Source organism: Methylobacillus sp. MM3 (genome assembly GCF_001645185.1).
Lineage (GTDB): Bacteria > Pseudomonadota > Gammaproteobacteria > Burkholderiales > Methylophilaceae > MM2.
Map to the genome: position 1 here is coordinate 32,863 of NZ_LXTQ01000057.1, position 22,897 is coordinate 55,759.

17 protein-coding genes are annotated in these 22,897 nt (G+C 59.9%); 10 read left to right on the forward strand and 7 right to left on the reverse strand.

Going from position 1 to position 22,897, the window contains the following annotated elements:
- Positions 1–20 precede the first annotated feature (20 nt).
- From A7976_RS13410 to A7976_RS13425, 4 genes are all read left to right on the forward strand, one after another.
- A complete protein-coding gene (locus A7976_RS13410; RefSeq protein ID WP_082878153.1) occupies positions 21–1,289 on the forward strand; it encodes an acyltransferase in 1,269 nt (422 codons plus the stop codon).
- Between the two features lie 171 nt (positions 1,290–1,460).
- Positions 1,461–1,874, forward strand: a complete 414-nt coding sequence (locus A7976_RS13415) for a DUF3568 family protein (protein ID WP_082878154.1) — start codon at positions 1,461–1,463, stop codon at positions 1,872–1,874.
- Between the two features lie 21 nt (positions 1,875–1,895).
- On the forward strand, positions 1,896–2,747 hold the full coding sequence (locus tag A7976_RS13420) for a hypothetical protein (protein WP_067112964.1): 852 nt from the start codon (positions 1,896–1,898) through the stop codon (positions 2,745–2,747).
- Between the two features lie 79 nt (positions 2,748–2,826).
- Complete coding sequence (locus A7976_RS13425; protein ID WP_131801033.1) at positions 2,827–3,780, forward strand: hypothetical protein; 954 nt, start codon at positions 2,827–2,829, stop codon at positions 3,778–3,780.
- Position 3,781: 1 nt separating this feature from the next.
- On the opposite strand, the gene A7976_RS13430 is transcribed toward A7976_RS13425, so the two are convergent.
- Positions 3,782–6,235 (reverse strand): EAL domain-containing protein, encoded by a 2,454-nt coding sequence (locus A7976_RS13430; RefSeq protein WP_067112966.1) that lies wholly within the window; start codon positions 6,233–6,235, stop codon positions 3,782–3,784.
- 20 nt (positions 6,236–6,255) lie between these two features.
- Positions 6,256–9,684 (reverse strand): CHASE domain-containing protein, encoded by a 3,429-nt coding sequence (locus tag A7976_RS13435; RefSeq protein WP_067112968.1) that lies wholly within the window; start codon positions 9,682–9,684, stop codon positions 6,256–6,258.
- Between the two features lie 177 nt (positions 9,685–9,861).
- Between A7976_RS13435 and A7976_RS13440 the strand changes: the two genes are divergently transcribed.
- From A7976_RS13440 to dacB, 3 genes are read left to right on the forward strand one after another with little or no spacing between them, the layout of a single operon-like run.
- Complete coding sequence (locus tag A7976_RS13440; protein ID WP_082878155.1) at positions 9,862–13,764, forward strand: EAL domain-containing protein; 3,903 nt, start codon at positions 9,862–9,864, stop codon at positions 13,762–13,764.
- Positions 13,761–15,068: an adenosylmethionine--8-amino-7-oxononanoate transaminase gene (gene bioA / locus A7976_RS13445; protein WP_067112970.1), complete on the forward strand. Its 1,308-nt coding sequence runs from the start codon at positions 13,761–13,763 to the stop codon at positions 15,066–15,068. The genes A7976_RS13440 and bioA overlap by 4 nt, the downstream gene beginning before the upstream one ends.
- On the forward strand, positions 15,020–16,471 hold the full coding sequence (gene dacB, locus A7976_RS13450; protein WP_240483890.1) for a D-alanyl-D-alanine carboxypeptidase/D-alanyl-D-alanine-endopeptidase: 1,452 nt from the start codon (positions 15,020–15,022) through the stop codon (positions 16,469–16,471). The genes bioA and dacB overlap by 49 nt, the downstream gene beginning before the upstream one ends.
- On the opposite strand, the gene A7976_RS13455 is transcribed toward dacB, so the two are convergent.
- Positions 16,468–17,328: an alpha/beta fold hydrolase gene (locus tag A7976_RS13455; RefSeq protein ID WP_082878156.1), complete on the reverse strand. Its 861-nt coding sequence runs from the start codon at positions 17,326–17,328 to the stop codon at positions 16,468–16,470. The genes dacB and A7976_RS13455 overlap by 4 nt on opposite strands.
- A gap of 263 nt (positions 17,329–17,591) precedes the next feature.
- Between A7976_RS13455 and A7976_RS13460 the strand changes: the two genes are divergently transcribed.
- Together A7976_RS13460 and A7976_RS14920 are read left to right on the forward strand one after the other, a co-directional pair.
- Positions 17,592–17,960: an FKBP-type peptidyl-prolyl cis-trans isomerase gene (locus tag A7976_RS13460; protein WP_371440627.1), complete on the forward strand. Its 369-nt coding sequence runs from the start codon at positions 17,592–17,594 to the stop codon at positions 17,958–17,960.
- Positions 17,961–18,069: 109 nt separating this feature from the next.
- Positions 18,070–18,213: a DUF3149 domain-containing protein gene (locus A7976_RS14920; protein WP_082878157.1), complete on the forward strand. Its 144-nt coding sequence runs from the start codon at positions 18,070–18,072 to the stop codon at positions 18,211–18,213.
- Positions 18,214–18,330: 117 nt separating this feature from the next.
- Here the strand turns inward: A7976_RS14920 and ubiD are convergent, their stop codons facing one another.
- Complete coding sequence (ubiD, locus tag A7976_RS13465) at positions 18,331–19,797, reverse strand: 4-hydroxy-3-polyprenylbenzoate decarboxylase (protein ID WP_067112986.1); 1,467 nt, start codon at positions 19,795–19,797, stop codon at positions 18,331–18,333.
- A gap of 89 nt (positions 19,798–19,886) precedes the next feature.
- On the opposite strand from ubiD, the gene A7976_RS13470 reads away from it, so the two are divergent.
- Positions 19,887–20,315 (forward strand): OsmC family protein, encoded by a 429-nt coding sequence (locus A7976_RS13470; protein WP_067112988.1) that lies wholly within the window; start codon positions 19,887–19,889, stop codon positions 20,313–20,315.
- A 129-nt stretch (positions 20,316–20,444) separates the two neighbouring features.
- Here A7976_RS13470 and A7976_RS13475 read toward each other — a convergent pair whose 3' ends face one another.
- The 3 genes from A7976_RS13475 to A7976_RS13485 form a co-directional block, all read right to left on the reverse strand.
- Positions 20,445–20,762 carry a DUF2322 family protein gene (locus A7976_RS13475; RefSeq protein WP_067112990.1) on the reverse strand — a complete coding sequence of 106 codons (318 nt, stop codon included), beginning with the start codon at positions 20,760–20,762 and terminating at the stop codon, positions 20,445–20,447.
- Between the two features lie 270 nt (positions 20,763–21,032).
- On the reverse strand, positions 21,033–21,659 hold the full coding sequence (gene coq7 / locus A7976_RS13480; RefSeq protein WP_067112992.1) for a 2-polyprenyl-3-methyl-6-methoxy-1,4-benzoquinone monooxygenase: 627 nt from the start codon (positions 21,657–21,659) through the stop codon (positions 21,033–21,035).
- Complete coding sequence (locus A7976_RS13485) at positions 21,656–22,858, reverse strand: (Fe-S)-binding protein (RefSeq protein WP_067112996.1); 1,203 nt, start codon at positions 22,856–22,858, stop codon at positions 21,656–21,658. The genes coq7 and A7976_RS13485 overlap by 4 nt, the downstream gene beginning before the upstream one ends.
- Positions 22,859–22,897 lie beyond the last annotated feature (39 nt).

The window sequence follows — 22,897 nt, forward strand, 5'->3', positions numbered from 1 at the left end:
GCATTTCGGTGTTCTCATTCATGAATCGCGACAAGGCGCGCCCGAACGCCCGATGCGCACCATTCCATACAAAAATCGATGAAGTACGCGAGGATGCTATCGACATGAAGCAGGGAGCCGCTCACGCAAACAATACCGATCATTTGCCCTGGCTGGATGGGCTGCGTGGCTTTGCCGCGCTGTGGGTGCTGGTTTCGCATGCGCAAATACTGAGCGGGATGCGCGGCATTCCGGTGCTCTCCTGGGGCGAACTGGCAGTCGATCTGTTCATGCTGCTGTCAGGTTTCCTGATGGCGCATCACTATGTGCTGCGGCAGGAAAAAGAGCCGTGGGACGCAAAATCCACGTTCTTCACCTTCTGGCTGCGGCGTTTTTTCCGTATCGCGCCCTTGTATTATTTCCTGCTGTTTTTCGCGCTGGTGCTCGGGCCGTGGATAGGCGACTGGCGCGACGCGATTGCGCTGCAATGGCCGGCAACCGCAACCTCGCCCGCACGCTACGACGACCAGAGCCTGGGCAATATCCTGATGCATGTCAGTTTCCTGTTCGGTGCGTTTCCCGACTATGCCTTCCGCACGCCCTTGCCGGACTGGTCCATCGGACTGGAGATGTCTTTCTACCTGGCGTTCCCTTTCCTGATGCTGCTGGTGTTGCGCATGGGGTTGCTCACGGCCGGACTGCTGACGATCACTCTCGCGGGCATTAGCCTGGTGATTTTCAAGGGATATTTCGAGCAGTTTGCAATGCCGTCTTTCCTCCCGCTCAAGCTCTACCTGTTTTTCATCGGCATCTGGCTGGCGGTCAGCCGCTTGCAGGGCGGGATGAAAGTCGCGCTGGCAATGTCGGTCATGGTGCTGATCGCCGTCGGCCTGATCGAGCGTTCCGATCAGGCGCTCGGGCGGATGGTGGTGGTGATCGGCATGTTCTACCTGATGAATGACGGCAGCCTGCCCGGAAGCGGATTGTTGCAGGGAAGCATCGAAAAGTTGCGGGCCGTGCTTTCCAGCCGCGTCAGCCGGTTTCTGGGCGATACCTCATATGGCGTTTACTTGCTGCACCTGTTGATCCTCATTCCCGTTGCCGGGATGCTGACGCATTCGACAGCCTATCTCGCACTGAGCGGGCCGTTGCGCTTGCTGGTATGCGCGGCACTGGTGGCGCCGCCGGTGTACCTGACGGCCTGGCTGTTGTTCCGTACAGTGGAAACCGGAGGGATTCGGATGGGCAAGCGTGTCATCCTGCAAACAATAGACCGTACGCGGCATGCTTGTCGCCCGGCGGAGACATGATTTTTAATTAAAAATCATGGGCTTGGAAGGCATCTGCGCGCCCTTGTCTCGTTTTTGAGACAAGCTGATGAGCTTGGATGTTGCAACTAACTGATTTAGAAAGATAAATTTATGGCACGCTTCTTGTAAGTCTTTCCACATAATCAAGTAAAAACGATAAAGGTGGAGCTTATGTCACACATGGCATGGCGCGGGGTAACAGGCATATTGCTAGCGGGGTTGATGACCGGATGTATGCCGCTGGGAGTGACCGCCCTCGGTGTCGGCGGATCGACTGCCGTATCGCATACATTAAACGGCATTACATACCGGACATTCACCGCATCCAGCGGTAAGGTCAAACACGCCGCATTGGCCGCGTTGAATCGCATGGAAATCAAGATCGTTTCCACTACCAAGCAGGACAAGACCGAGATTCTGAACGCTACGGCGTCCGGTCGTACGATACAGGTTCAGTTGGAGCCGCTTACCTCGAATACGACGCGAATGCGGGTGACCGCCACGAACGGCGGTCTTATCTACGATAGCGCGACCGCTACTGAAATCATTCTGCAAACCGAGCGGATGATGGAGGGTAGCGCATAAAACCGTCATGAGGAGAGCAGCATGAACGCACTGAAGATGGCTCTGGCAGCAAGTTCTGTCACGGTGGCTTTATCGGCTGCAGCAGCGGAAACTACAGTCGCCTTAACGGATGATGCGCTGTATCTGCAACGCATAGAGTCTGTATACCTTGCCACGGCGGGTTCCGCGGATAACCTCGCCAATTTGGCCGACGGGCTCAGAACCGCGACCCCCGTTACACTGGTCGAAGCGAACCCGGACGGCACGCTCTCCACGCTCACTTTTACGCCGCCCACCCGCCCGATGGGCTACGGCAACATCACGCACACGCTGGATTACGCCACGCGCGACCTGGCGGCGGCGGGCATCGACTCGCCGACAGCCGAACAACTGCATGCAGCGCTGATGGGAGGCACTGTCACCAATGCCGCCGGGGAGACCACGCAGCTGGCTGGCGTGTTGCAATTGCGCAGCCATGGCATGGGCTGGGGGAAAATCGCACACACGCTGGATATCAGCCCTTCGCCTCACTCCAAGGCCGCGTTCGTGCCGAGCGATCGCGGGGCAGCCGTCACGGTCAAGCCCACCTCCGGAAAGGCTACCGGCATTACCACCGCGGGCGGCGCGAAACTGAACGCCACCTCTTCCGGCAAGCCCTCGAAATCCGGCATTGTGACTGCCAGCGGTGGCGGCGCTTCGCAGGCCAGATACAGCTCCGGCAACGGGCATGCCAAATCCGGCATCGTAACCGCCGGAGGCACCAGTGCCGGGGTTTCCGGTGTCGTCAACGCACAAGGCAACGGCGTGCATGCCGGCGGCCTCGCGGGAGGGCGCGTCAGCACTGCCGGCGGCGGTTCCGGGAACGGAAACGCGTTCGGCAAATCGAAGCACTGATCAAGCAGGTTCTTTGTACCATGCGCCCACTTGCCACTCTGGCAGGGGCGCGATGCTTTTCCTTTGAAAGGGGAACGGAATGCATCGACAACAAAACTTTCGTCATGTGTCTTCCATGGGTGAATTTATCGCAAACGCCATGTTGATGGTGGTGGCCGTGGCCATCGCCTTTTCGCTGCCGGGCATGGTGAATTCATTCATCTACCGCTGGTGGCCGATGATCTCGACCAACCCGGATATGCTGTTCTTCGCCGAGGCCGGATTTGCGGCGCTGCTGGTGGTGGTGTTCATCGCCGTCAAGAATGCCTTGCAGAATCGCGAGGTTGTCGACAGCGCCAGGCTGGCGGCACTGGTGCATGCGAGCAGCAAGAGTGGCTGGCTGACGCGGTGGCGCGAACGCCTGCTGATCCGGAAAATCCCCGCAGCGGAGTGTGCCTGCGTGATGACCGTGACCGGCTACGATACCTTTGCCCAGACCGATAGCCAGTTTCACGAGGTGCTGCATGAATCGCGCGAAATACGCGTGATGCTGCTCAACCCGATGAGCGACGGCGCGCGGATGCGGGCGGATTCGCTTTCCGACGAGCGCGATTACTACGGCCGCATGCTGGAAGAAATTCACGAAAGCGTTGGTTATCTTAAATCCTTGCGCAGTAGCGGCAAGAAAGTCACCCTCAAGTTTTACGACCATCGGCCATTCTGGAAGCTGGTAATCATCGGCGATTACGTGTGGGTGCAGTATTGCCAGGACGGATTCGAGGTGAACGCGGTGCCGGAGTACGTGTTCGCGCTGCAATCGAACAGCCCGGAGCGCGGCTTGTACACGCCGTTCAACACGCTGTTCAACGAGAAGTGGAATGAAATGCCGACACTGGAGTTCGATTTCGAGACCGACGAACTGGTGCAGCGCGACACGAATGGCATGGTGCTGGGCCGGGCCTTGCTGCCGCATTCGCCGCACGCCGGGAAGAAGCTCGCCATCGCGCGGCATTCGCAGTGCGCGCTGACTGGCTATATCCCCAATCAGGCCTGATTCAGGCGGTGACCGCTTCTACCCAGTTGCGGCGGAAAACCTCGGCCGGAGCGGGTTCGGCGTAAAAAAATCCCTGGGCTTTGTCGCAGCCTTCCTCGATTACGAACGCCAGTTGCTGCCGGTTTTCTATGCCCTCGGCCACCAGTTGAATCTTCAGGCTTTTCGCCAGCGCAATAATGGCCCGGACGATGGCGGCATTCTCCATATCGTCGATGACGCCGCTGATGAAAGAGCGGTCGATCTTGATTTGCGTGGGGCCGAAACGCTTGAAATAGCTGAGCGACGAATAGCCGATGCCGAAATCGTCAATGGCGATCTTCACTCCCATGGCTTTCAGTTCGCCGATCAACGCCAGGTTCTGCTCGGTGTCCTGCAGCAGGAATTGTTCGGTGATTTCCAGGCAGAGCAGGGAAGCATCGAGGCCGCTGCCGGCCAGGGCCTGGCGTATCTTTTGCGTCAGGTTGCCGCTCTTGAATTGCCGGGCGCTGATATTGATCGACACCGATACGGGCTTGCCGGCCTTCTGCCAGCCCGCGGCTTCCGCGCAGGCAGTCGCGATGACCCAGTCGCCGATGGGTACGATCAGGCCGGTTTCTTCGGCGAAGGGAATGAACATTTCCGGCCGTAGCAGGCCGAGTTCCGGATGCTGCCAGCGTATCAGCGCTTCGGCGCATATATCCTCGCTGCCGGTCAGGGAAACGATGGGCTGGTAATACAATTCGAATTCCCCGTGCTCGATGCCATGCCGCAATTCCTTTTCCAGCTTGAAGCGCTGCTCGATGCGCGTGGTCAGTTCGGCGCGGTAGAACTGAACATTGTTGCGCCCCTCGGCCTTGGCCTGATAGAGCGCGCTGTCGGCACATTTGAGCAAGGTTTTGGCATTCTTGCCGTCGCCGGGGAACAGGCTGACGCCCATGCTGGTACCGATGTTGACGGGCTGGCCTTCGAGCATCACGGGCCGGGTAAAATCCGCCAAAATCTTGTTGACCACGTTCGATACATCGTCCGGCGTGTGGATATTGGGCAGCAGCAGCACGAACTCATCGCCGCCGAAGCGCGCCACGCAGTCGGTCTCGCGCACCGCGGCCTTGAGCCGGGCGCCGACTTCCTGTAGCAGTTGGTCGCCCGCCTCGTGTCCGAGGTTGTCGTTGATTTCCTTGAAATGATCGAGATCGAGGAACACGACCGCCAGCCCGGTATTCTGCCGCCGGGCGATCAATATCTGGTCGTCCGCCTCCTCCAGCAGCCTGGAACGGTTGGCGAGCCCGGTCAGCGTGTCGAAGTGCGCCAGGCGCGCCAGTTCGTATTCCGAATTCTTGCGCTCGGTCAGGTCGTGGATCTGGTAGAGGTAGCACATCGGCGCGCTGCCTTGCGTCAGCAGCGAGACGCTGACCAGCGTCCATAACTCGTTGCCGCTTTTGGGCAGGAAGCGTTTTTCGAACTGCACCGTCGACAGGCCTCCGGAAAGCAGCGTGGCAAGTTGCTGTTTTTCGATGCTCAGGTCGGATTTATGTGTGAGGTCGGATTGGTACATTGCCGACAATTCCATCTGGTCGTAGCCCAGTAGCCGGCACAACGCCGCGTTCATTTGCAGGAATGCCCCGTCCAGGCTGATCAGCGCCATGCCCACCGGCGCGAAGTCGAAGGCCTTGCGGAAATGCTCTTCGCTGCGGCGCAGCGATTGCTCGATGGCCAGCCGTTCGCTGACGTCGCGGAACGCCATCACCGCGCCCAGGATGTTGCCATCAACATCGCGTATCGGCGCGGCGGAATCGTCTATCGGCCGCTGCTGGCCGTTGCGCGCGGCGAGCATGGTGCCGAATTCGATGCCGACGACGCCGTTGTTCTGCAAGGCGCGCGAGATCGGGTTCGTTTCCCGCTCGCCGGTGCGCGGATTGCGCAGCAGCAGCAAGTCCTCCACGGGGCGTCCCTTGGCGTCCGCCAGCTTCCAGCCGAGCGCTCCCTCCGCCGCCGGGTTCAGAAACTGGACCAACCCCTGCTTGTCCGTCGCGATCACCCCATCCGCGACGCAGCGCAGCGCGGTGGCAAACCAGCGCTCGGATTCGCGCAGCCGCGTTTCCAGTCCGGACTTGTACAGCGCCACTTCGATGGCGGCGCGCAGCTCGTTGGCTTGGAAGGGCTTGGTCAGGTAGCCGTAGGGCGCGGTTTGCGCCGCGCGTTCTACCGTGTGCATATCGCTGTAGGCGGTAAGGAAGATAACGGGCGTATGGAAGCGATGGCTAATGTGCCGCGCGGTCTCGATGCCATCCATGTCGCCCTTGATGATGATGTCCATCAGCACCAGCGTCGGGCGGTGCTGTTCGATCATCGCCAGCGCATCCTTGCCGTTGTCCGCGATCGCGCAGACCTGGTAATTCATCTCCTGTAGCTGATAAGAAAGATCCATGGCCACGATGGACTCGTCTTCAACGATCAGGATATTGGCTGGCTGCATGCGGAATCCTTTCTTGCGGGTTAAAGGGTGGCACCGGGCCACTGCGGGCTGTCGAGACGAAAGGTCAGGCTGACGTGGGTACCGCCGCCGTCGCGTGCTGAGATATCGAGTTTCCCGTCGATCTGGGACGCCAGCGTGGCGACCAGCTTGAGGCCCAGGGACGACGCAGTCTGGATGTTCAGGCTGGCCGGCAACCCGACGCCGTCATCCGTCACCTCCAGCGTGACGGTGTCGCTGTCCGGCTCATGCCGCGCAAGGCGAATATGGATACTGCCCGGGCGACTGTCGGGGAAGCCGTGCTTGAGGCTATTGGAGATCAGCTCGTTGAGTTGCAGGCCGACCGGTACGGCCAACTCCAGTCCGATTTCGATCGGTTCCAGTTCGGTCGTGATACGGATGTCGCGCTGGGAAACGGCGGCGACCGTGCCAAGCTGGCGGCACATGTCATCGATATAGCCGTCGAGCGCGATCGAGGACAGGTTGGTCGACCGGTAGAGCTTCTCGTGCACAAGCGCCATGGCCCGCACGCGGTTGGCCGATTCCTGCAGCGCGGTACGCGCCGTCCCCTCGGGCAAGGTGCGGATTTGCAGGTTGAAGAGGCTGGTAACGACTTGCAGGTTGTTCTTGACGCGGTGATAGACCTCCTTCAGCAATACTTCCTTTTCCGCTAGCGCGGCGGCGATGGCCTGTTCCTTCTGCTTGCGGTCGCTGATGTTCATGATCTGCGCGATGAAATACAACGGCTTGCCGGCCTCGTCGCGCAACAGGGTGACCGTCAGCAGCACCCATACGAATTGGCCGTCCTTGCGGATGTAGCGTTTCTCCATCTGATAGGAGGGAATATGGCCTTCCATCAGTTGCTGCACATGGCCAAGATCGTTTTTCAGGTCATCCGGGTGCGTGACTTCCTGGAAGGTCATCTGCTCCAATTCCATCCTGCCGTAGCCGACGATGGCGCAGGTCGCGGTGTTGACGCTGAGCCAGTGGCCGTCGAGCGACACGATCGCGATACCGATAGGCGCATGCTCGAAAATGCTGCGAAAACGCTTCTCGCTGGCGAGCAGCGACTCTTCGGCCTGGCGCAGCTCGGAAATGTCGATGTTGATGCCTATCATGTGCAGGGGCTGGCCGCGCTCGTCGCGGACAACGACGGCGTTGGCCTTGATCCGGCGGAAGGACTCATCGGGCAGGACGATGCGGAATTCCTGCGCAAACGCCGCGCCATGAATGAGCGCAGCGGCTACGGCACCTTCGATGCCGGCCACGTCGTCCGGATGGATACGGTCGCGCCACATGAGGTAGGTGCCGCTCGCGGTGAGGGGATCGATCTGATAGATCTCATACATCCTGGCATCCCAGGCCATGCGTCCGGTTTGCACATTCCAGTCCCACACGCCGATACCGCCGGCCTCGGCAGCGAGCGCGAGACGGCTGTTCAGCTTGCGCAGCTCCAATTCCGAAGTGCGCAGTGCGGCGGTCATGTCGTCCGCCAGCGCCAGCGCGCTTTCACGCGTGATCGCCAATGAGCGCACCAGCATGAACAGCAGCAGGCTGACGATGATGCCCGCAGTCAGGATGATCTGCGCTTTCTGGTGATCTATGTTTTTTTCGAAGGCGGGCAGCGAGGTCGCGTGCAGTGTCCACAGATGATTCGCGATGTGCAGCGGGAAGTCCGCCGAATACGCCTGCGGCTTCCTCGCCGTGGGTGCTGCGCTGTCAAACATTTTCGCCTCTTCGCTGGCCTGCTGGCCATCGAAAATTTCCAGTCTCAGCCATGGAGACTGCTCGCCCATGATGCCCTGTATCAGGTCGTTCATGCGGAATCCGCTGCTGACGTAGCCCATCAGCGCGTGCCGCCGCTGCTCCACGGTGTCGATCGGCATGCCGTTGCGATAAACCGGGACATACATTACGAAGCCAGTCTGCTCGTCCTGGCCGTTTTCCTGGGCCAGCCTCACCTTGCCGGAAATGGTGGTGTTTCCGGTATCTGCGGCCTGCGCGATCGCTTTTTTGCGCACCGCTTCGGAGTACATGTCGTAGCCGAATGCGCGCTGGTTGCGCCAGTCGAACGGCTCGATGTAATTGACCGGCAGATAGGCTTCGCGCTCGCCCGCCGGGCGGATCGCATAATCCGGAAACCCTTCGTTGCGGATGCGCGCGACATGGGCCGGCTTGTCCGGGGCGTGCACCCACTCCGCAAAGGCGAACGACTGCATGCCGGGGAAGCGCTTGTCGATTTCCAGAACGCGCGCATATTTATGCCACTCTTCGCGTGTGACCCGTTGGGAAGAGGTGAACAAGGCTACGCCGCCGCGCAGGATCTGCTGGTAATCCGTCATGCGCTCGATAATGCGTAGCTGGGCTTCGGTGCCTAAAGATTCGAAATGGTCGCGTGCGTCATTTTCTGCATCTTCCGATACGGTATGCCAGATGAACATCGTCAACCCCAGTGCCGCCAGCAGCGTCAGCCAGGGCACTTTCACATCGCCAAAGGCAATCGGCGCGGTCTGGAATTGCATCCGCTGATTGATGTCCGCCGCGAGAATCTGGCCGGTCATGCAGCACAGCACGATGAATGTGACGAGCAGGATCAGGGAGCTGTTGAGGTCGGCCGTCGCGAACGGCCCCGTACCGTGGGTCGTGTGCCAGACGGCAGCGCCGGAAAGCAGCAGCAAGGCGACCGATACGCCGGGCTGGCCGTAACGGTAGGCGATCAGCGCGATCAATGGCATATGCAGGTACAGCAGCAGGCGATCAAGATGGTTGGCGGAGTGATGGCCGTCGAAGATCAGCCACGACGCCAGTGTAAAGACGGCCAGCGCGGCCACCATCGACCACCCCGGACGGAATCGCATCTGCCGCGATGGCCCGCCCTTCGCCAGCCAGATGAGCATCAGCGGCGTGACGACGAGGGCGCCGCCGACGTCGCCCAGCCACCAGTTGATCCACACCGGCCACAACGCCGAGACTGGAGTAAAGCCGCCCACCAGCAAGGTGGTGGTGCCGATGACCGCGCTGACCATGCACATCAGCAGTACCGCCGTCAGAAAGCGGAACACATGCTGCGGTTGATCCAGCGGGGAGTCGAGCACTTTCAGGCGGCGCAAGAGGGCGTAGCCGGCGAGCGCTTCCAGCGTGTTGCCGGCGGCGATGGCTGCCGAGGCCGCCAGCGTCGGCAGGCCGACAGGATAATTCGCCGAAAACGCGGCCAGGTTGGCGGAGAATGCCCCGATTGCGATGGCTGGCCAGACTTTGCGGCCCAGCAGCAGCATCGCGCCGAACGCGATGCCGGAAGGCGGCCAGATCGGGGAGGCGTTGGTGCCCTCGAAGGCCAGCAGCAGGCTCCAGCGTGCGAGAAAATAATAAACGACTGCCAAAGCCGCCACTTTGGATAGGCGGGCGAACTGGAAGGAAATATTCGGCGAACCTGATCTTATTGTCTGAATCATTAGGCCGCATTTTCTATGCCGTCGATGCGGGTACTCTAGTGAAATAAGTCCTTGCCTGCAATCGATTTAATTGCGACTTCGCCGATTGTATTTCGAAGGGAATGCTGGCAACGGAGGGGCGGGCTTCCAGTATAATCGGCATGTCTTTTATTCGGCCTGATTCCGCGCCCCACTTCTATGTTGAGAGCAGTCATCTGTTGGTTTTTCTTGCTGCTCGGGCAATGGATTCCTGGTCCGGCGCTTGCCGCCGCAGCACCGGAGGCCGAGAAAGTCGCGGTGCAGCTCAAATGGCTGCATTCCTTCCAGTTTGCCGGCTACTACGCCGCCCGGGAAAAAGGCTACTACGCCGACGAAGGCCTGGATGTCACCCTGCTGGAGCGCATTCCGGGCACCGAGATCACAGCCCGGGTGCTGGATGGGCATGCCCAGTACGGCATACATGACTCGGGCTTGTTGCTGGACCGATTGAATGGCAAGCCAGTGGTGGCGATTGCCGGTATTTTTCAGCATAACCCCCTGGTGTTCCTCACCCTGAGAAGTTCGGGCATCGTCAGCCCCTATGAAATGGTCGGCAAGCGGGTGATGATGGACAGCAATAACAACGCCCCGCTGCTGGCGATGTTTTCCGGGGCGGACATTGGGCAGGATCGCTATACCTGGCTACGCCACAGCTTCAATTACGAGGATCTCGTCACGGGCAAGGTGGATGTGGTTTCCGCCTATATCACCAACGAGCCTTTTCTGCTGACGCAAAAAGGCATCGCCTTCAATGTCATCAACCCACTCAATTACGGCGTCGATATCCCCGGCGACCTGATGTTTACCACCGAAGGCGAAATCGCCGGCCATCCGGAGCGCGTGGAAAAAATGCGGCGCGCTACGCTGAAAGGATGGGCGTATGCGCTCGATCATCCGGACGAGGTCGCCCGCATGATCAGGCAAAAATACGTTTCCCGGATTGCGCCGGTGTCGAAGGAGCACCTGGATTACGAGGCGCGCGAAATGGCCGGCCTCATCCTGCCCCAACTGATTCCGCTCGGCAGCATCGACGACAAGCGTTTTGCCAATCTGCTGCAAATCTACCAACGGCTTGGTTTGGCGAAAAAGGATGCCTCGCTGGACGGTTTCATCCTGCCCGACAAAGCGCAAAACGAATTGCGCCTGTCACAGAAGGAGCAGGCCTGGCTGAAGGCGCACAAGACACTGCGCATTGGTATCGACCGCGATTTCGCACCTTACGAATGGGTGGACGAAACAGGCCGCTACCAGGGCATGGCGGCGGATCTGCTGGCGCTGGTGGCGCAAAAGCTGGATGTGCGCATGGATATCATCAAGGATCAGTCCTGGCAGGCGGTGCTGGATATGGCGAAACAACGGCAACTGGACATGATCGCCTTTGCCGTCAAGACGCCCGAGCGTGAGCGTTACTTGCGCTTCACCCAGCCTGTCAGCCGCGTGTCCGTAGCGATCGTTACCGCACAAAGCTCCGGGTATTTAGGGGATCTGGAGCGGCTGCGCGGAAAGCGCGTGAGCGTGGTCAAAGGCTATTTCATGGAAGAGACGCTACGCCGCGAATATCCTGATATCGAGGTGGTGGCGGTACCCAGCGTCCATCGGGCGCTGGAAGCCGTTTCGGCGGGCAAGGCGGAGGCGTATGTCGGCGATACCGCCTCTGCGAATTATGAAATCATGCGCAGCAGTCTGGCCGGGCTGCAAGTGGCTGGCGTGACTTCTTATTACAGCGAACACCGGATGGCCGTGGTATCCAGCGAGCCGGAACTGGTCGCGATTCTGGACAAGGCGTTGGACAGCATCCCGAAAGAGGAAAAAGATGCGATTGTCAGTCGCTGGTACGGTCTCAGCATCGAGCCGGGCATTCCCTATAAAACGATGGTGCTCTATGGAGGCGGCGGGCTGGTATTGATGCTGTCCATTCTTTACTGGAACTGGCGCCTGCGCCGTGAAATCGGCCTGCGCCGCCGCGCCGAAGAAAAACTCAGCCTGGCGGCACGCGTGTTCAGCGATGCACATGAAGGCATCTTGATCATGGATGCTGCCGGCGCCATCGTCGACGTCAATCCGACCTTCAGCGAGATCACCGGTTATGCCCCGGAGGAAGTCATCGGCCGGCAGTCGAGCATGCTCAAGTCCGACAAGCATCCGCCCGAGTTCTTCGAAGCGATCTGGACGGATTTGAAGACGCTCGGCCATTGGCAGGGTGAAGTCTGGAACTGCAAGAAGAACGGTGAAATGTATGCCGAATTGCTGACGATTACCGCACTGCGCGACGAACGCGACAATATCGTGAATTACGTCAGCCTGTTCTCGGATATCACCCAGATCAAGCTTCAGCAGCAGACGCTGGAACTGATGGCGCATTACGACGTGCTGACCAGGCTGCCCAACCGCACGCTGTTCGCCGACCGCTTTGCGCAGGCGATTGCCCATTGCAGGCGCGAGCAGGCCATGCTTGCCGTGTGCTATCTCGATCTGGACGGATTCAAGGAAGTCAATGACAGCCTGGGGCACGAGGCCGGGGACCGTCTGCTGATCGAGGTGGCGGCGCGCATCAAGGCCAGCCTGCGTGGAGAAGACACCGTATCGCGCCTTGGCGGCGACGAGTTTGCGCTGCTGATCGGCGATATCCATGCCGTCGATCAGGTCGAGCAGGCCATGGCCCGCATCCACGCCGCCATTGCCCAGCCGTACCAGTTCGATGAGCGCTCCGTCACGATTGCCGCCAGCAGCGGGGTCACTATTTATCCGATGGACGAGGCCGACCCCGATACCTTGCTGCGCCATGCGGATCAGGCCATGTACCAGGCCAAGCTCGACGGGCGCAACCGTTTCCGCCTGTTCGATCCCGCGCAGGACCAGCAGATACAGAGCAGTCGTCAACTGCTCGGCCGGCTTGAGGAGGCATTGGCCGCCGGCGAGTTCTGCCTGTATTACCAGCCCAAGGTGAATATGAAGAGCGGAGAAGTGCTGGGCGCGGAAGCGCTCATCCGCTGGAATCATCCCGAGCGCGGCACCCTGCCGCCAGCCCAGTTTCTGCCGGTAATCGAAGGGACGGCGCTCGAGCACGTGCTGGGCGCCTGGGTGATCGAGCAGGCGCTGGAGCAGCTCAGTGCCTGGCGCAGTGCCGGCCTCGATATCCAGGTCAGCGTGAATCTTTCTCCCCGGTTCCTGCAATGGAAGGATTTCTTCCTGCAACTTGAGTCCGCGTTGTCGAAACATCCGGATATTCCTGCTTCCCGCCTGGAACTGGAAATCCTGGAAAGCAGCGTCATGGGCGATCTGTCGGCGGTCAGCGCCATTATCGGGGCATGTCGCGACAACCTGGGCGTCAGCATCGCTCTGGACGATTTCGGCACCGGCTATTCCTCGCTGGCGCATTTGCGCCATTTGCCGGCAAGCACGATCAAGATCGACCAGAGCTTCGTCCGCGACATGATCGACGATCCCGACGACTATGCCATCGTCGAGGGAGTGGTCGGGCTGGCCCACGCATTCCGGCGCGATGTGGTCGCCGAAGGCGTCGAAACCCGCGAACATGGCTTGATGCTGCTCATCATGGGCTGCCAGGTCGTGCAGGGATACGGCGTTGCCCGTCCGATGCCAGCCGAACTGATCCTGCCATGGGCGAAGGATTTCCGGCCTTTCCCCGAATGGATGGCTTACGCGCAATCGCCGATCTCTTCGGCACATTCGCTTTCGCTACTGAAGAAAATCGAGGGCAAGCAATGGATGAACCGGATGGTGGAGTGCTTACAGTCCCGGCAGCCGTCTCCGCCGAACTGGCCGATCATGGACCATCACAAATGCCATACCGGCCGCTGGATCGCCTATGCCGACCGCGAGGAGACGTTCGATCATGGCCTGCTGCGGCAGTTTGAACTGGCGCATGAAGATATGCACCGGATCGGCATGCGGTTGATGGAGCTTTACCAGGCCGGAAACAATGGTGACGCCCGTGCCGGCATTCCGCAATTGCGCCAGGCGCATCACGCGCTTGAGGTCCTGCTTGAACGCATGAATGGCGGCGTCATCGATCTCAGCTTCGCCGAGGAAACCGAATGAACAACGAAAGCTGGCGCAACAGAAGCAGCGCGGCCGTGTGGCACCCCTGCACGCAAATGAAATCGCTGGAAAACCTGCCGCTGGTGCCGATTGCGCGCGCCGAAGGCGTCTGGCTGCACGATTTCGACGGCAACCGTTACCTGGATGCCGTCAGCTCATGGTGGGTCAACCTGTTTGGCCATGGCAATCCGCGCATCAACGCCGCGCTGCGTGATCAACTGAACAAGCTGGAACACGTGATGCTCGCCGGTTTTACGCACGAGCCGGTGGTCGAGCTTTCGGAGAAGCTCGGCGTGCTCACCGGGCTGGGGCATGCGTTTTACGGTTCCGATGGCGCTTCCGCAACGGAAATCGCGCTCAAGATGAGCTTTCATTACTGGCGCAACACCGGCAAACCGCAGAAGTCCTGCTTCGTCAGCCTGAACAACAGTTATCACGGCGAAACCGTAGGCGCGCTTTCGGTCACCGACGTCGCGCTGTTCAAGGACACCTACGCGCCCCTGCTGCGGCAAAGCGTACAGATGCCCAGCCCCGACTGGCGGCTGGCGGAGGAGGGCGAGTCCGCCGAGGAGTACGCACTGCGCTGCGCCGAGGCGCTGGACGGCTACCTCGTCGGGCATCACGGGGAAATCGCCGCCCTGATCCTGGAGCCGCTGGTGCAGGGCGCGGCCGGCATGGCGATGTATCATCCGGCCTACCTGAAGCAGGCCCGCGCGCTCTGCGACCGCTATGCAGTCCATTTGATCGCCGATGAAATCGCCGTTGGCTTTGGCCGCACCGGCACGATGTTCGCGTGCGAGCAGGCCGGCATTCGCCCCGATTTCATCTGCGTGTCGAAAGGCATCACCGGCGGTTACCTGCCGCTTTCCGCCGTGCTGACGACCGACACGGTTTACCAGGCGTTTTACGACGACTCGGTCACACGGGGGTTTCTGCACTCGCACAGCTACACCGGCAACGCACTCGCCTGCCGCGCCGCACTCGCGACCCTGGCGATTTTCGAGGAAGACGACATCCTGAACGCGAATCGCGGCAGGCAGGCAAAGATGAACGCAGCCCTTCAGCCGCTGTGCGACATGCCCGTCGCGCATCTGCGCAACACCGGCATGATCTGGGCTTTCGACGTGGTCGATGCCCCGGCGGATTTCCCGCACCGTTTCTACCAGGAAGCCCTGGCACACGGGCTGCTGCTGCGCCCCATCGGCAACACTGTGTATTTCATGCCTCCGTATGTGATTTCCGACGATGAGATCGCATGGCTTGCATGCCAGACGATTGCCGTGTTGCGCAAGGTCATGGGCTGATGCGGTTCGCCATTCTTCTTTTTGCATTCCTTGCCTCAGCGGCGCAGGCGGCGGCCCTGCCAGAGCCGGTCGCCCAGGCGCTGAAAGCGGCCGGTATTCCCGAGGCGTCCGTCTCGATTTACGCCCGCCGCGTCGATGCCAATCTACCCGTACTCGCCGAGCATTCCGAACAGCCGATGAATCCGGCCTCGGTGATGAAGCTGCTGACCACTTACGCCGGTCTCGATATGCTGGGCCCGGCTTATACCTGGCGTACTGAAATCTACTCCTCCAGGCCGGCTGTAGCAGGTGTTATCGACGGCGATCTCATCCTCAAGGGCTATGGCGATCCGGCGCTGACGCTGGAGAAATTCTGGAGCCTCGTTCACGCGCTTCGCCTCGCCGGGATCAAGGAAATCCGGGGCGATCTGGTGCTGGATCGCAGCTATTTCGAGTCCATCGCCTTCGACCCCGGCGCTTTCGATGATGATCCCTATCGTCCCTACAACGCGGGCCCGGATGCGCTGCTGGTGAATTTCAAGGCCACCGGTTTCCATTTCCGCGCGGAAAGCGATGCCGTCGTCATCGCCGTTGATCCCGAACTGCCGCAACTTCAGGTCGTCAATCGCCTCAAGGCCGACCGTACCGGCTGCGGCGACTGGAAAAACCGGCTGGAGTACGAAGTGCAGGAGCGCGATGACAAGCTGGTCATCGTATTCAGCGGCACTTATTCCGCTCAATGCGGCGAAAAAGTCCTGGACCTCAGCCTGCCGCGCCATGCGGAATACGTTTTCCAGCTATTCAGAAGTTTATGGCGGGAGCAGGGCGGGATACTTAACGGCCGGATGCGCGAAGGCATCGTGCCACCGGATATGGCGTCCATTGTGTCCATGACGTCGCCGCCGCTTTCGGATGTGATCCGCCAGATCAATAAATACAGCAACAATCTGATGGCCCGCCAATTACTGATGACCCTGGGCGCAGAGCGCGGCGGCGTGCCCGGCAGTCCGGCCAAGGGCATTGAGGTCATCCGCGCCTGGCTCGCAGCCAATGGCCTGGATTTCCCGGAGCTCGTCCTCGAAAACGGTTCCGGGCTTTCTCGCCTCGAACGCATCAGTGCGCGGCACCTCGGCGAATTGCTGCTTGCGGCGCATGATCATCCGTTCATGCCGGAGTTGATGTCTTCTCTTCCCGTGTATGCCGTGGACGGCACGCTCAAGCGGCGCACGGCCAACGGCGCATATGCGGGCCGCGCCCATCTCAAGAGCGGCTCGCTGGATAATGTCAGGGCGGTAGCGGGGTATTTGCTCGATGCCCAGGGTCGGCGCTGGGTCGTGGTGTTCATGGTGAACGACACCCGCGCTGCCAACAGCAAGCCGGCGCAGGAGGCATTGCTGGAGTGGCTATACCACTATCGCGATTAACCGGCGAATTTCAGGTGCCGGTCGAGGAATTGTCGTATTTCTTCCGGTAGTTCTTCATGAAACGCTTCGCGGTCGAATCCCTCCGGGTCCAATGTGGGCGCAAAGCCGCCCGCTTTCAGCTTGGGCGGAAACGGGCTGAGAAACGAGAAATGCCCGGCGTTTTCGACCACGCGAAAATGCACGCGCTCCCGTTCCGGCACGCGATCCAATACCAGGTCCGCATGCCATTGCGGCGTGACGTCGTCGTGCTCGCCGGTCATCATCAGGATAGGCACCTTGACCCCTTCCAGCGCATTTTCGGGCTGATACCACGCCGTGGCCGGGGCCAGCAGCACGATGGCGCGCACCCGCGCGTCGGTCTCGACCGCTACCGGCTTGCCTTCCCTGGACCAGGGCGTTCCGCCGGCCACGGCCAGTGCGGTATAACCGCCCATGGAGTGCCCGATCACCGCTGCCTTGTCCTTTTCCACTATTGGTCCGAGTTCGGTATCCGCGATGAGCGCGTCGATCACCAGCCTTACATGGCGCGGCCGATTGACCAGATTATCCACCGTGCCGTACAGCGAATTGTCGAGGCGGTTGTTTCCGGGATGTTCCGGCACCGCGACCACGTAGCCGTTTTTCGCCAGATGCATGGCGATGGTGCGATACAGGATGTGCGTGCCGCCGCTGCCGTGCGAAATCACGGCGATCGGATATGAGCCCTGCGCTATCGGCGCATCCGGGCTGACCTCGAACTGATAAGGCCCCAGCGTTACCGTGGTCGCGGGCAGTTCCGTGGGGTAAAACACGAGCACGGGAATCGCTGCGCCTTGTGCCGCGTCATGTATCGAAAGTTGTCGGAATCCAGCAAACATAAGGTGAGTAATCATCGCAGAACAGCGAAGCATTCCAGCATCCCGCTTGAATTGCAAGCAGGAGTATTCCCTTGCATAACATGACCACTTTTGCGCTCGCGCAGGAGCAGAGACGGGCGCTCTTGCGGTATCATGTCGCGTTCCGAATCTCATTCGAGGCTTCCATGAAAAAAACCACTATTTTCGCCGGGGCTGCGCTGCTCGCCCTGTTCGCCGTCGGCGCGATTGCCGTCGATGCTCACCATCAATCCAAGGAAAAAACCATGACTACCATGCCCAAGGCAGTGAACGATCTCATGAAAATCGACCAGACCATCGGCGACGGCAAGGAAGCCGTGCCCCCGGTTGAGGTCACCGTGCATTACACCGGCTGGCTGTACGACCCCAGCAAACCTGACGGTCACGGCGACAAGTTCGACAGCTCGCTCGATCGCGGCGAACCGTTTTCCTTCTATCTCGGCGGCGGCCAGGTCATTCGCGGTTGGGATGAAGGCGTGGCAGGCATGAAGATCGGCGGCAAGCGCACATTGATCATCCCGTCGCACATGGGCTATGGCACGCGCGGTGCAGGCGGTGTGATCCCGCCGAATGCCACACTGGTATTCGACGTCGAGTTGCTGGGCCTGCGCTGAGCGATTAAAGGATCGTGATCAAAACAAGCACTTTCGGGTGCTTGTTTTTTGCCTTTAATTAGGATTAAACTATCCTAATATATTATTTAACAACAAAGCGGAGGGCATCATGCTGAAAGTACTGTTCGGATCGACCGTTGGAATCATGTCGTTGGCCACGATTATTCTCACCGTGGTAGTCGTATGTTTCTGGCTGGGCTACTGCATCTGGAACGAGGAAAAAACCAAGGACACGCATACGCCGTCGCATTAAGCGGATTCAGGCAGCGCTACGAGCGCTCTCCTGTAACGCAGGCGCTCGCATTTTCAGCCGTTCTCCCCTTTGAGGAAGAGAGGCTGGGGCGAGGGGTAACGTTGGCGAATAGCTTCGCTACTCCAGCCCCAAACTATCCCACATTGCATCCACACGCGATTTCACCGCCTCGTCCATCGTGATCGGGCGGCCCCATTCGCGCGTGGTTTCGCCGCGCCACTTGTTGGTGGCGTCTATGCCCATCTTGCTGCCAAGGCCTGATACCGGGCTGGCAAAGTCCAGGTAATCGATAGGCGTATTCTCGACAATCACGGTATCGCGTGCCGCATCTACTCGGGTGGTCATGGCCCATACCACTTCTTTCCAGTCGCGAATGTTCACATCGTCGTCGGTGACGATGATGAATTTTGTGTACATGAACTGGCGCAGGAAACTCCACACTCCCATCAACACGCGCTTGGCATGGCCGGGATACTGCTTTTTCATGCTGACGACCGCGAGGCGATAGCTGCATCCCTCCGGCGGAAGGTAGAAATCCGTAATTTCGGGGAATTGTTTCTGCAGCAGCGGCACGAACACTTCGTTGAGTGCGACGCCCAGCACGGCCGGCTCGTCCGGCGGCTTGCCGGTATAGGTGCTATGGTAGATCGGGTCACGCCGCATGGTGATATGCGTGATCGTGAACACCGGAAAGCTGTCCACTTCGTTGTAATAGCCGGTGTGATCGCCAAACGGCCCTTCGGGCGCGGTTTCGCCCGGCATGATGTGGCCTTCGAGCACGATTTCTGCCCCCGCCGGCACATGCAGGCCGTTGCTCACACATTTGACGATTTCCGTCTTGCCGCCGCGCAGCAATCCCGCAAACTGGTATTCGGACAAGGTATCCGGCACCGGCGTTACCGCGCCGAGTATGGTCGCCGGATCGGCGCCCAGTGCCACCGCCACCGGAAACGGCTCTCCCGGGTGCGCATTGCACCAGTCGCGAAAATCCAGCGCGCCGCCGCGATGTGCCAACCAGCGCATGATGACCTTGTTCCTGGCGATCACCTGCTGGCGATAGATCCCGAGGTTCTGCCGCTCTTTAAGTGGCCCCTTGGTTACAGTCAGGCCCCAGGTAATCAGCGGCCCGGCGTCTCCCGGCCAGCAGGTCTGGATAGGGAGTTTCGCGAGATCGACTTCGTCGCCCTCCAGTACCACTTCCTGGCACGGCGCACGGCTGACAGTTTTGGGCGCCATGTCGAGGATCTTCTTGAACTTGGGCCATTTCTCCCACGCATCGCGCAGCCCTTTCGGCGGCTCCGGCTCTTTCAGAAAGGCCAACAGCTTGCCAACATCGCGTAGCGCCTCGACATTTTCCTGCCCCATGCCCAATGCCACCCGGCGCGGCGTGCCGAACAAATTGCCGAGTACCGGTATGGTATGGCCCGCAGGTTGCTCGAACAGGATGGCCGGGCCGCCGGATTTGAGTACGCGGTCGCAGATTTCCGTCATTTCAAGTTTCGGGTTTACCGGCACATTCACGCGCCGCAGTTCGCCGAGCGTTTCGAGTTGCGAGAGGAAGTCGCGTAGATCCTTGTACTGCATGGCGGGCCGTTCCGAAATGAATTGACGTTAGTTTACACAAGCTCCTTTCGGATAAAATCACTTAATTCGGAACCATTACAGGAAAAATCATGCACGCACGCGTCAAATGGGTTGAAAACGTCTGCTTCGTCGGCGAGTCGGAAACCGGCCATGCCATCGTTATCGACGGTGCTCCGGAATCCGGCGGTCGCAATCTCGGCATGCGCCCGATGGAGTTGCTGCTGATCGGCATGGGTAGCTGCACCGCCTTCGACGTGGTCACCATCCTGAAAAAATCCCGCCAGGACGTCACCGACTGCTATGCGGAACTCCAGGCTGAACGGGCGGACGAGGTGCCCAAGGTGTTCACCAAGATTCATGTGCACTTTGTGGTGAAGGGCCGCAAGCTCGTTCCTGCGCAGGTGGAGCGGGCGATCAAGCTGTCGGCCGAGAAATATTGCTCGGCGTCGCTGATGCTAGGGAAGACGGCGGAGATTACGCATGATTTCGAGATCGTAGAGGAACAGGCTGGAGCATAAGCTACGCTTGGCGCCTAGGTAACTCATGATGCTATCCATCCCACCAGACATTACCGTGTCTGTGCAAATTGCCGTGTCGTGCAACGGTAAGTAGTGAGCAATAAAAAAGCCGGCATGCCGGCTTTTTTATTAAGCTGCGATCTTGCGTATCGTCAGCGTTTGCTGTTTCTCTATCACCTCAAACAGGCGGTCGATATTCGGGTGCTTGCCCGGATTATCTTCAGCATCAGCAGTATGTTCCGCATATAGCTCCAATCCTTTTTCAGCAGCTTCCGGCGTGATGCTGCCGTACAGATTTACCAGATGCAGATACAGACGCAGCGAGCCCTGGCTGCCGGCCTTGTTTTCGATGACGCCGGCGATCTTGCCGGTGTTGTCAAGCAACTCCAGGCGAGCGATGCCGTCGATGACGGGGAAGGTGTCGAGGTTGGCTTTGAATTGAGGCATAAAGGATGTGTTCACACTAATTTCGCGTCTGCGACGGGGGCGATTTGGGATGCCATCCGCGAAGCAAGACACGCAGTTATGTCGCTCACAATGAGTGGCTTGCGACAAAGGAGGGCGCCCAAATCGCCCCCGTCCCGGAGGGTTGTTTTAAGAAAGCGCGTCTGCGGTGTTGCACAGCTTGCGAATGGAATGATCATTCGCTGTGCCGTGCGCCTTGCATCCATCGCTTTCTTAAAACAACGCAGTCGTGAAATTAGTGTGAACACATCCTCAAATCCAGTACGTTGTTTTGGTCATGATCTTTGAGGAGAGCTCCATCGCCAGCTTGACCGGAAGCGGCAAGGGGGCGCCGCCGTGGGTAATGGCGGTAGTGGCGTGCCTGGCTTCGTCGATTTTCATCTGTTCGAGGATGGCGCGGCTTTTCTCGTCCTGGTCGGGCAGGCGCTTGAGGTGGCCTTCGATGTGCTTGCCGACCTGATTTTCGGTTTCGGCGAGAAAGCCGAGATTCCATTTGTCGCCTAGAGCGCCGGCGAAAGCGCCGAGGGCAAAGGAACCGGCATAGAACATCGGGTTGAGGAAGCTCTTGTGGCTGCCGAGTTCCCTGATGCGCTTTTCGCACCAGGCAAGGTGTTCGGTTTCTTCCTGCGAGGCTTCACGCAAAGCGGCCTCCGTAGCCGGATTGCGTGCGGTAAGCGCTTGTCCGTTATAAAGCGCCTGGGCGCAGACTTCGCCGCTATGATTGATGCGCATCAGTGCGGCGGCGCGGCGTTTTTCGGAATCGCTGAGCTGAGATTCGCTTTTATCGCGGTCAGGGAAAGGGCGCAAGGTTTGCGCTTCGGCCAGCACGGTACGCAGACCTTGGTCGAATTCGGCGATGAAGCGGTCGATCAGATTCATGGTTTCCACCCCAATTGTTTGGCCAGAATGACGACGGGATGCGCAATCTCGACATTCATGCCGTTTTCGCGCAGGCCGGCGGCGATATACAGTGCGCAGCCGATGTTGGATGTCGCCAGCAGGCGGGCGCCGGATTCGGCGCATGCGCTGATTTTATCATCGCGCAGGCGCTGTGCCATTTCTGGTTGCGTCAGCATGTAGGTGCCGGCACCGCCGCAGCACTGGCCGTTGCCGGGCAAGGCACATACGTCGGCTTGCGGGATACGCTTCAGCAGGGAGTAAACCTCGCTATGCTGACGCATCGCGTTTCTCAGCGTGCAGGAGTCGTGAACATGGATCGTGCCGCTCAAGGCGTCCGGCACCACGTCGCCCCAGTTTGCGGCGGAGAGGAAAGCGGAAATGTCCGTGACCTGTTTGCCCATGTGGTCGCGCAGGCCGCTTCCGCAGCCGCTGGCGACAGTGAGCATCGGCATATCGCCCAATTTGGCGAAGGCATTGACATTGCGCTCCAGCATGCGCGCGGAGGCTTCCGCGTCTCCGGATTGCCGCGCAATCCCGCCGCAGCAAGCTTGATCTAGCGGCACGCGCACGGTGTAGCCGAGATGGTTGAGCACATGGATCGCCGCACGCAACGTGTCGGTGTCGGCAACGGAAGTCACGCAGCCGAGGAACAGCGCGACTTCGCCCTTGGCGTTATGCGCCGGATAGCAGGTGCGCCAGATTTCCTGAGCGGGCACGATGGGCAAGAGCTCGGCCGAAGCTTTGAGGCGGGGAAGCAATGCGGTAGCGGCGCGGCGCAGGCCCGTGATTTGCCCGAAGCGGGCGATGCGCCCGGCCAAGGCCAGGGCCCGGCGGTGCTCCAGCAGCCAGTTCGCCGCGCGCTGCTTCCAGCCTGGTTTGCCGGCGATCATCGCGCGCGCGCTGTCTGCCAGCGCACCGTAACGCACGCCGTTCGGGCACGCGCTTTCGCAGGCGCGGCAGGAAAGGCAGAGGTCGATGTGCTGCGCGAAGCGCGGGCTGGCGAGTAGTTTGCCTTCCGAAACGGCTTTGATGAGCTGGATGCGTCCGCGCGGGGAGTCGGCTTCGGACTGTGTTTTGCGGTAGGTCGGACAATACGGCAAACACAGGCCGCAGGCGACGCAGCGATCCGCTTCGGCAGCGAGCGTGGGATTCGATTGTGCGATGAGTTCTGCAGTCATAAAAGAATATGGGCGGCACGATGGCCGCCCATGCATGTT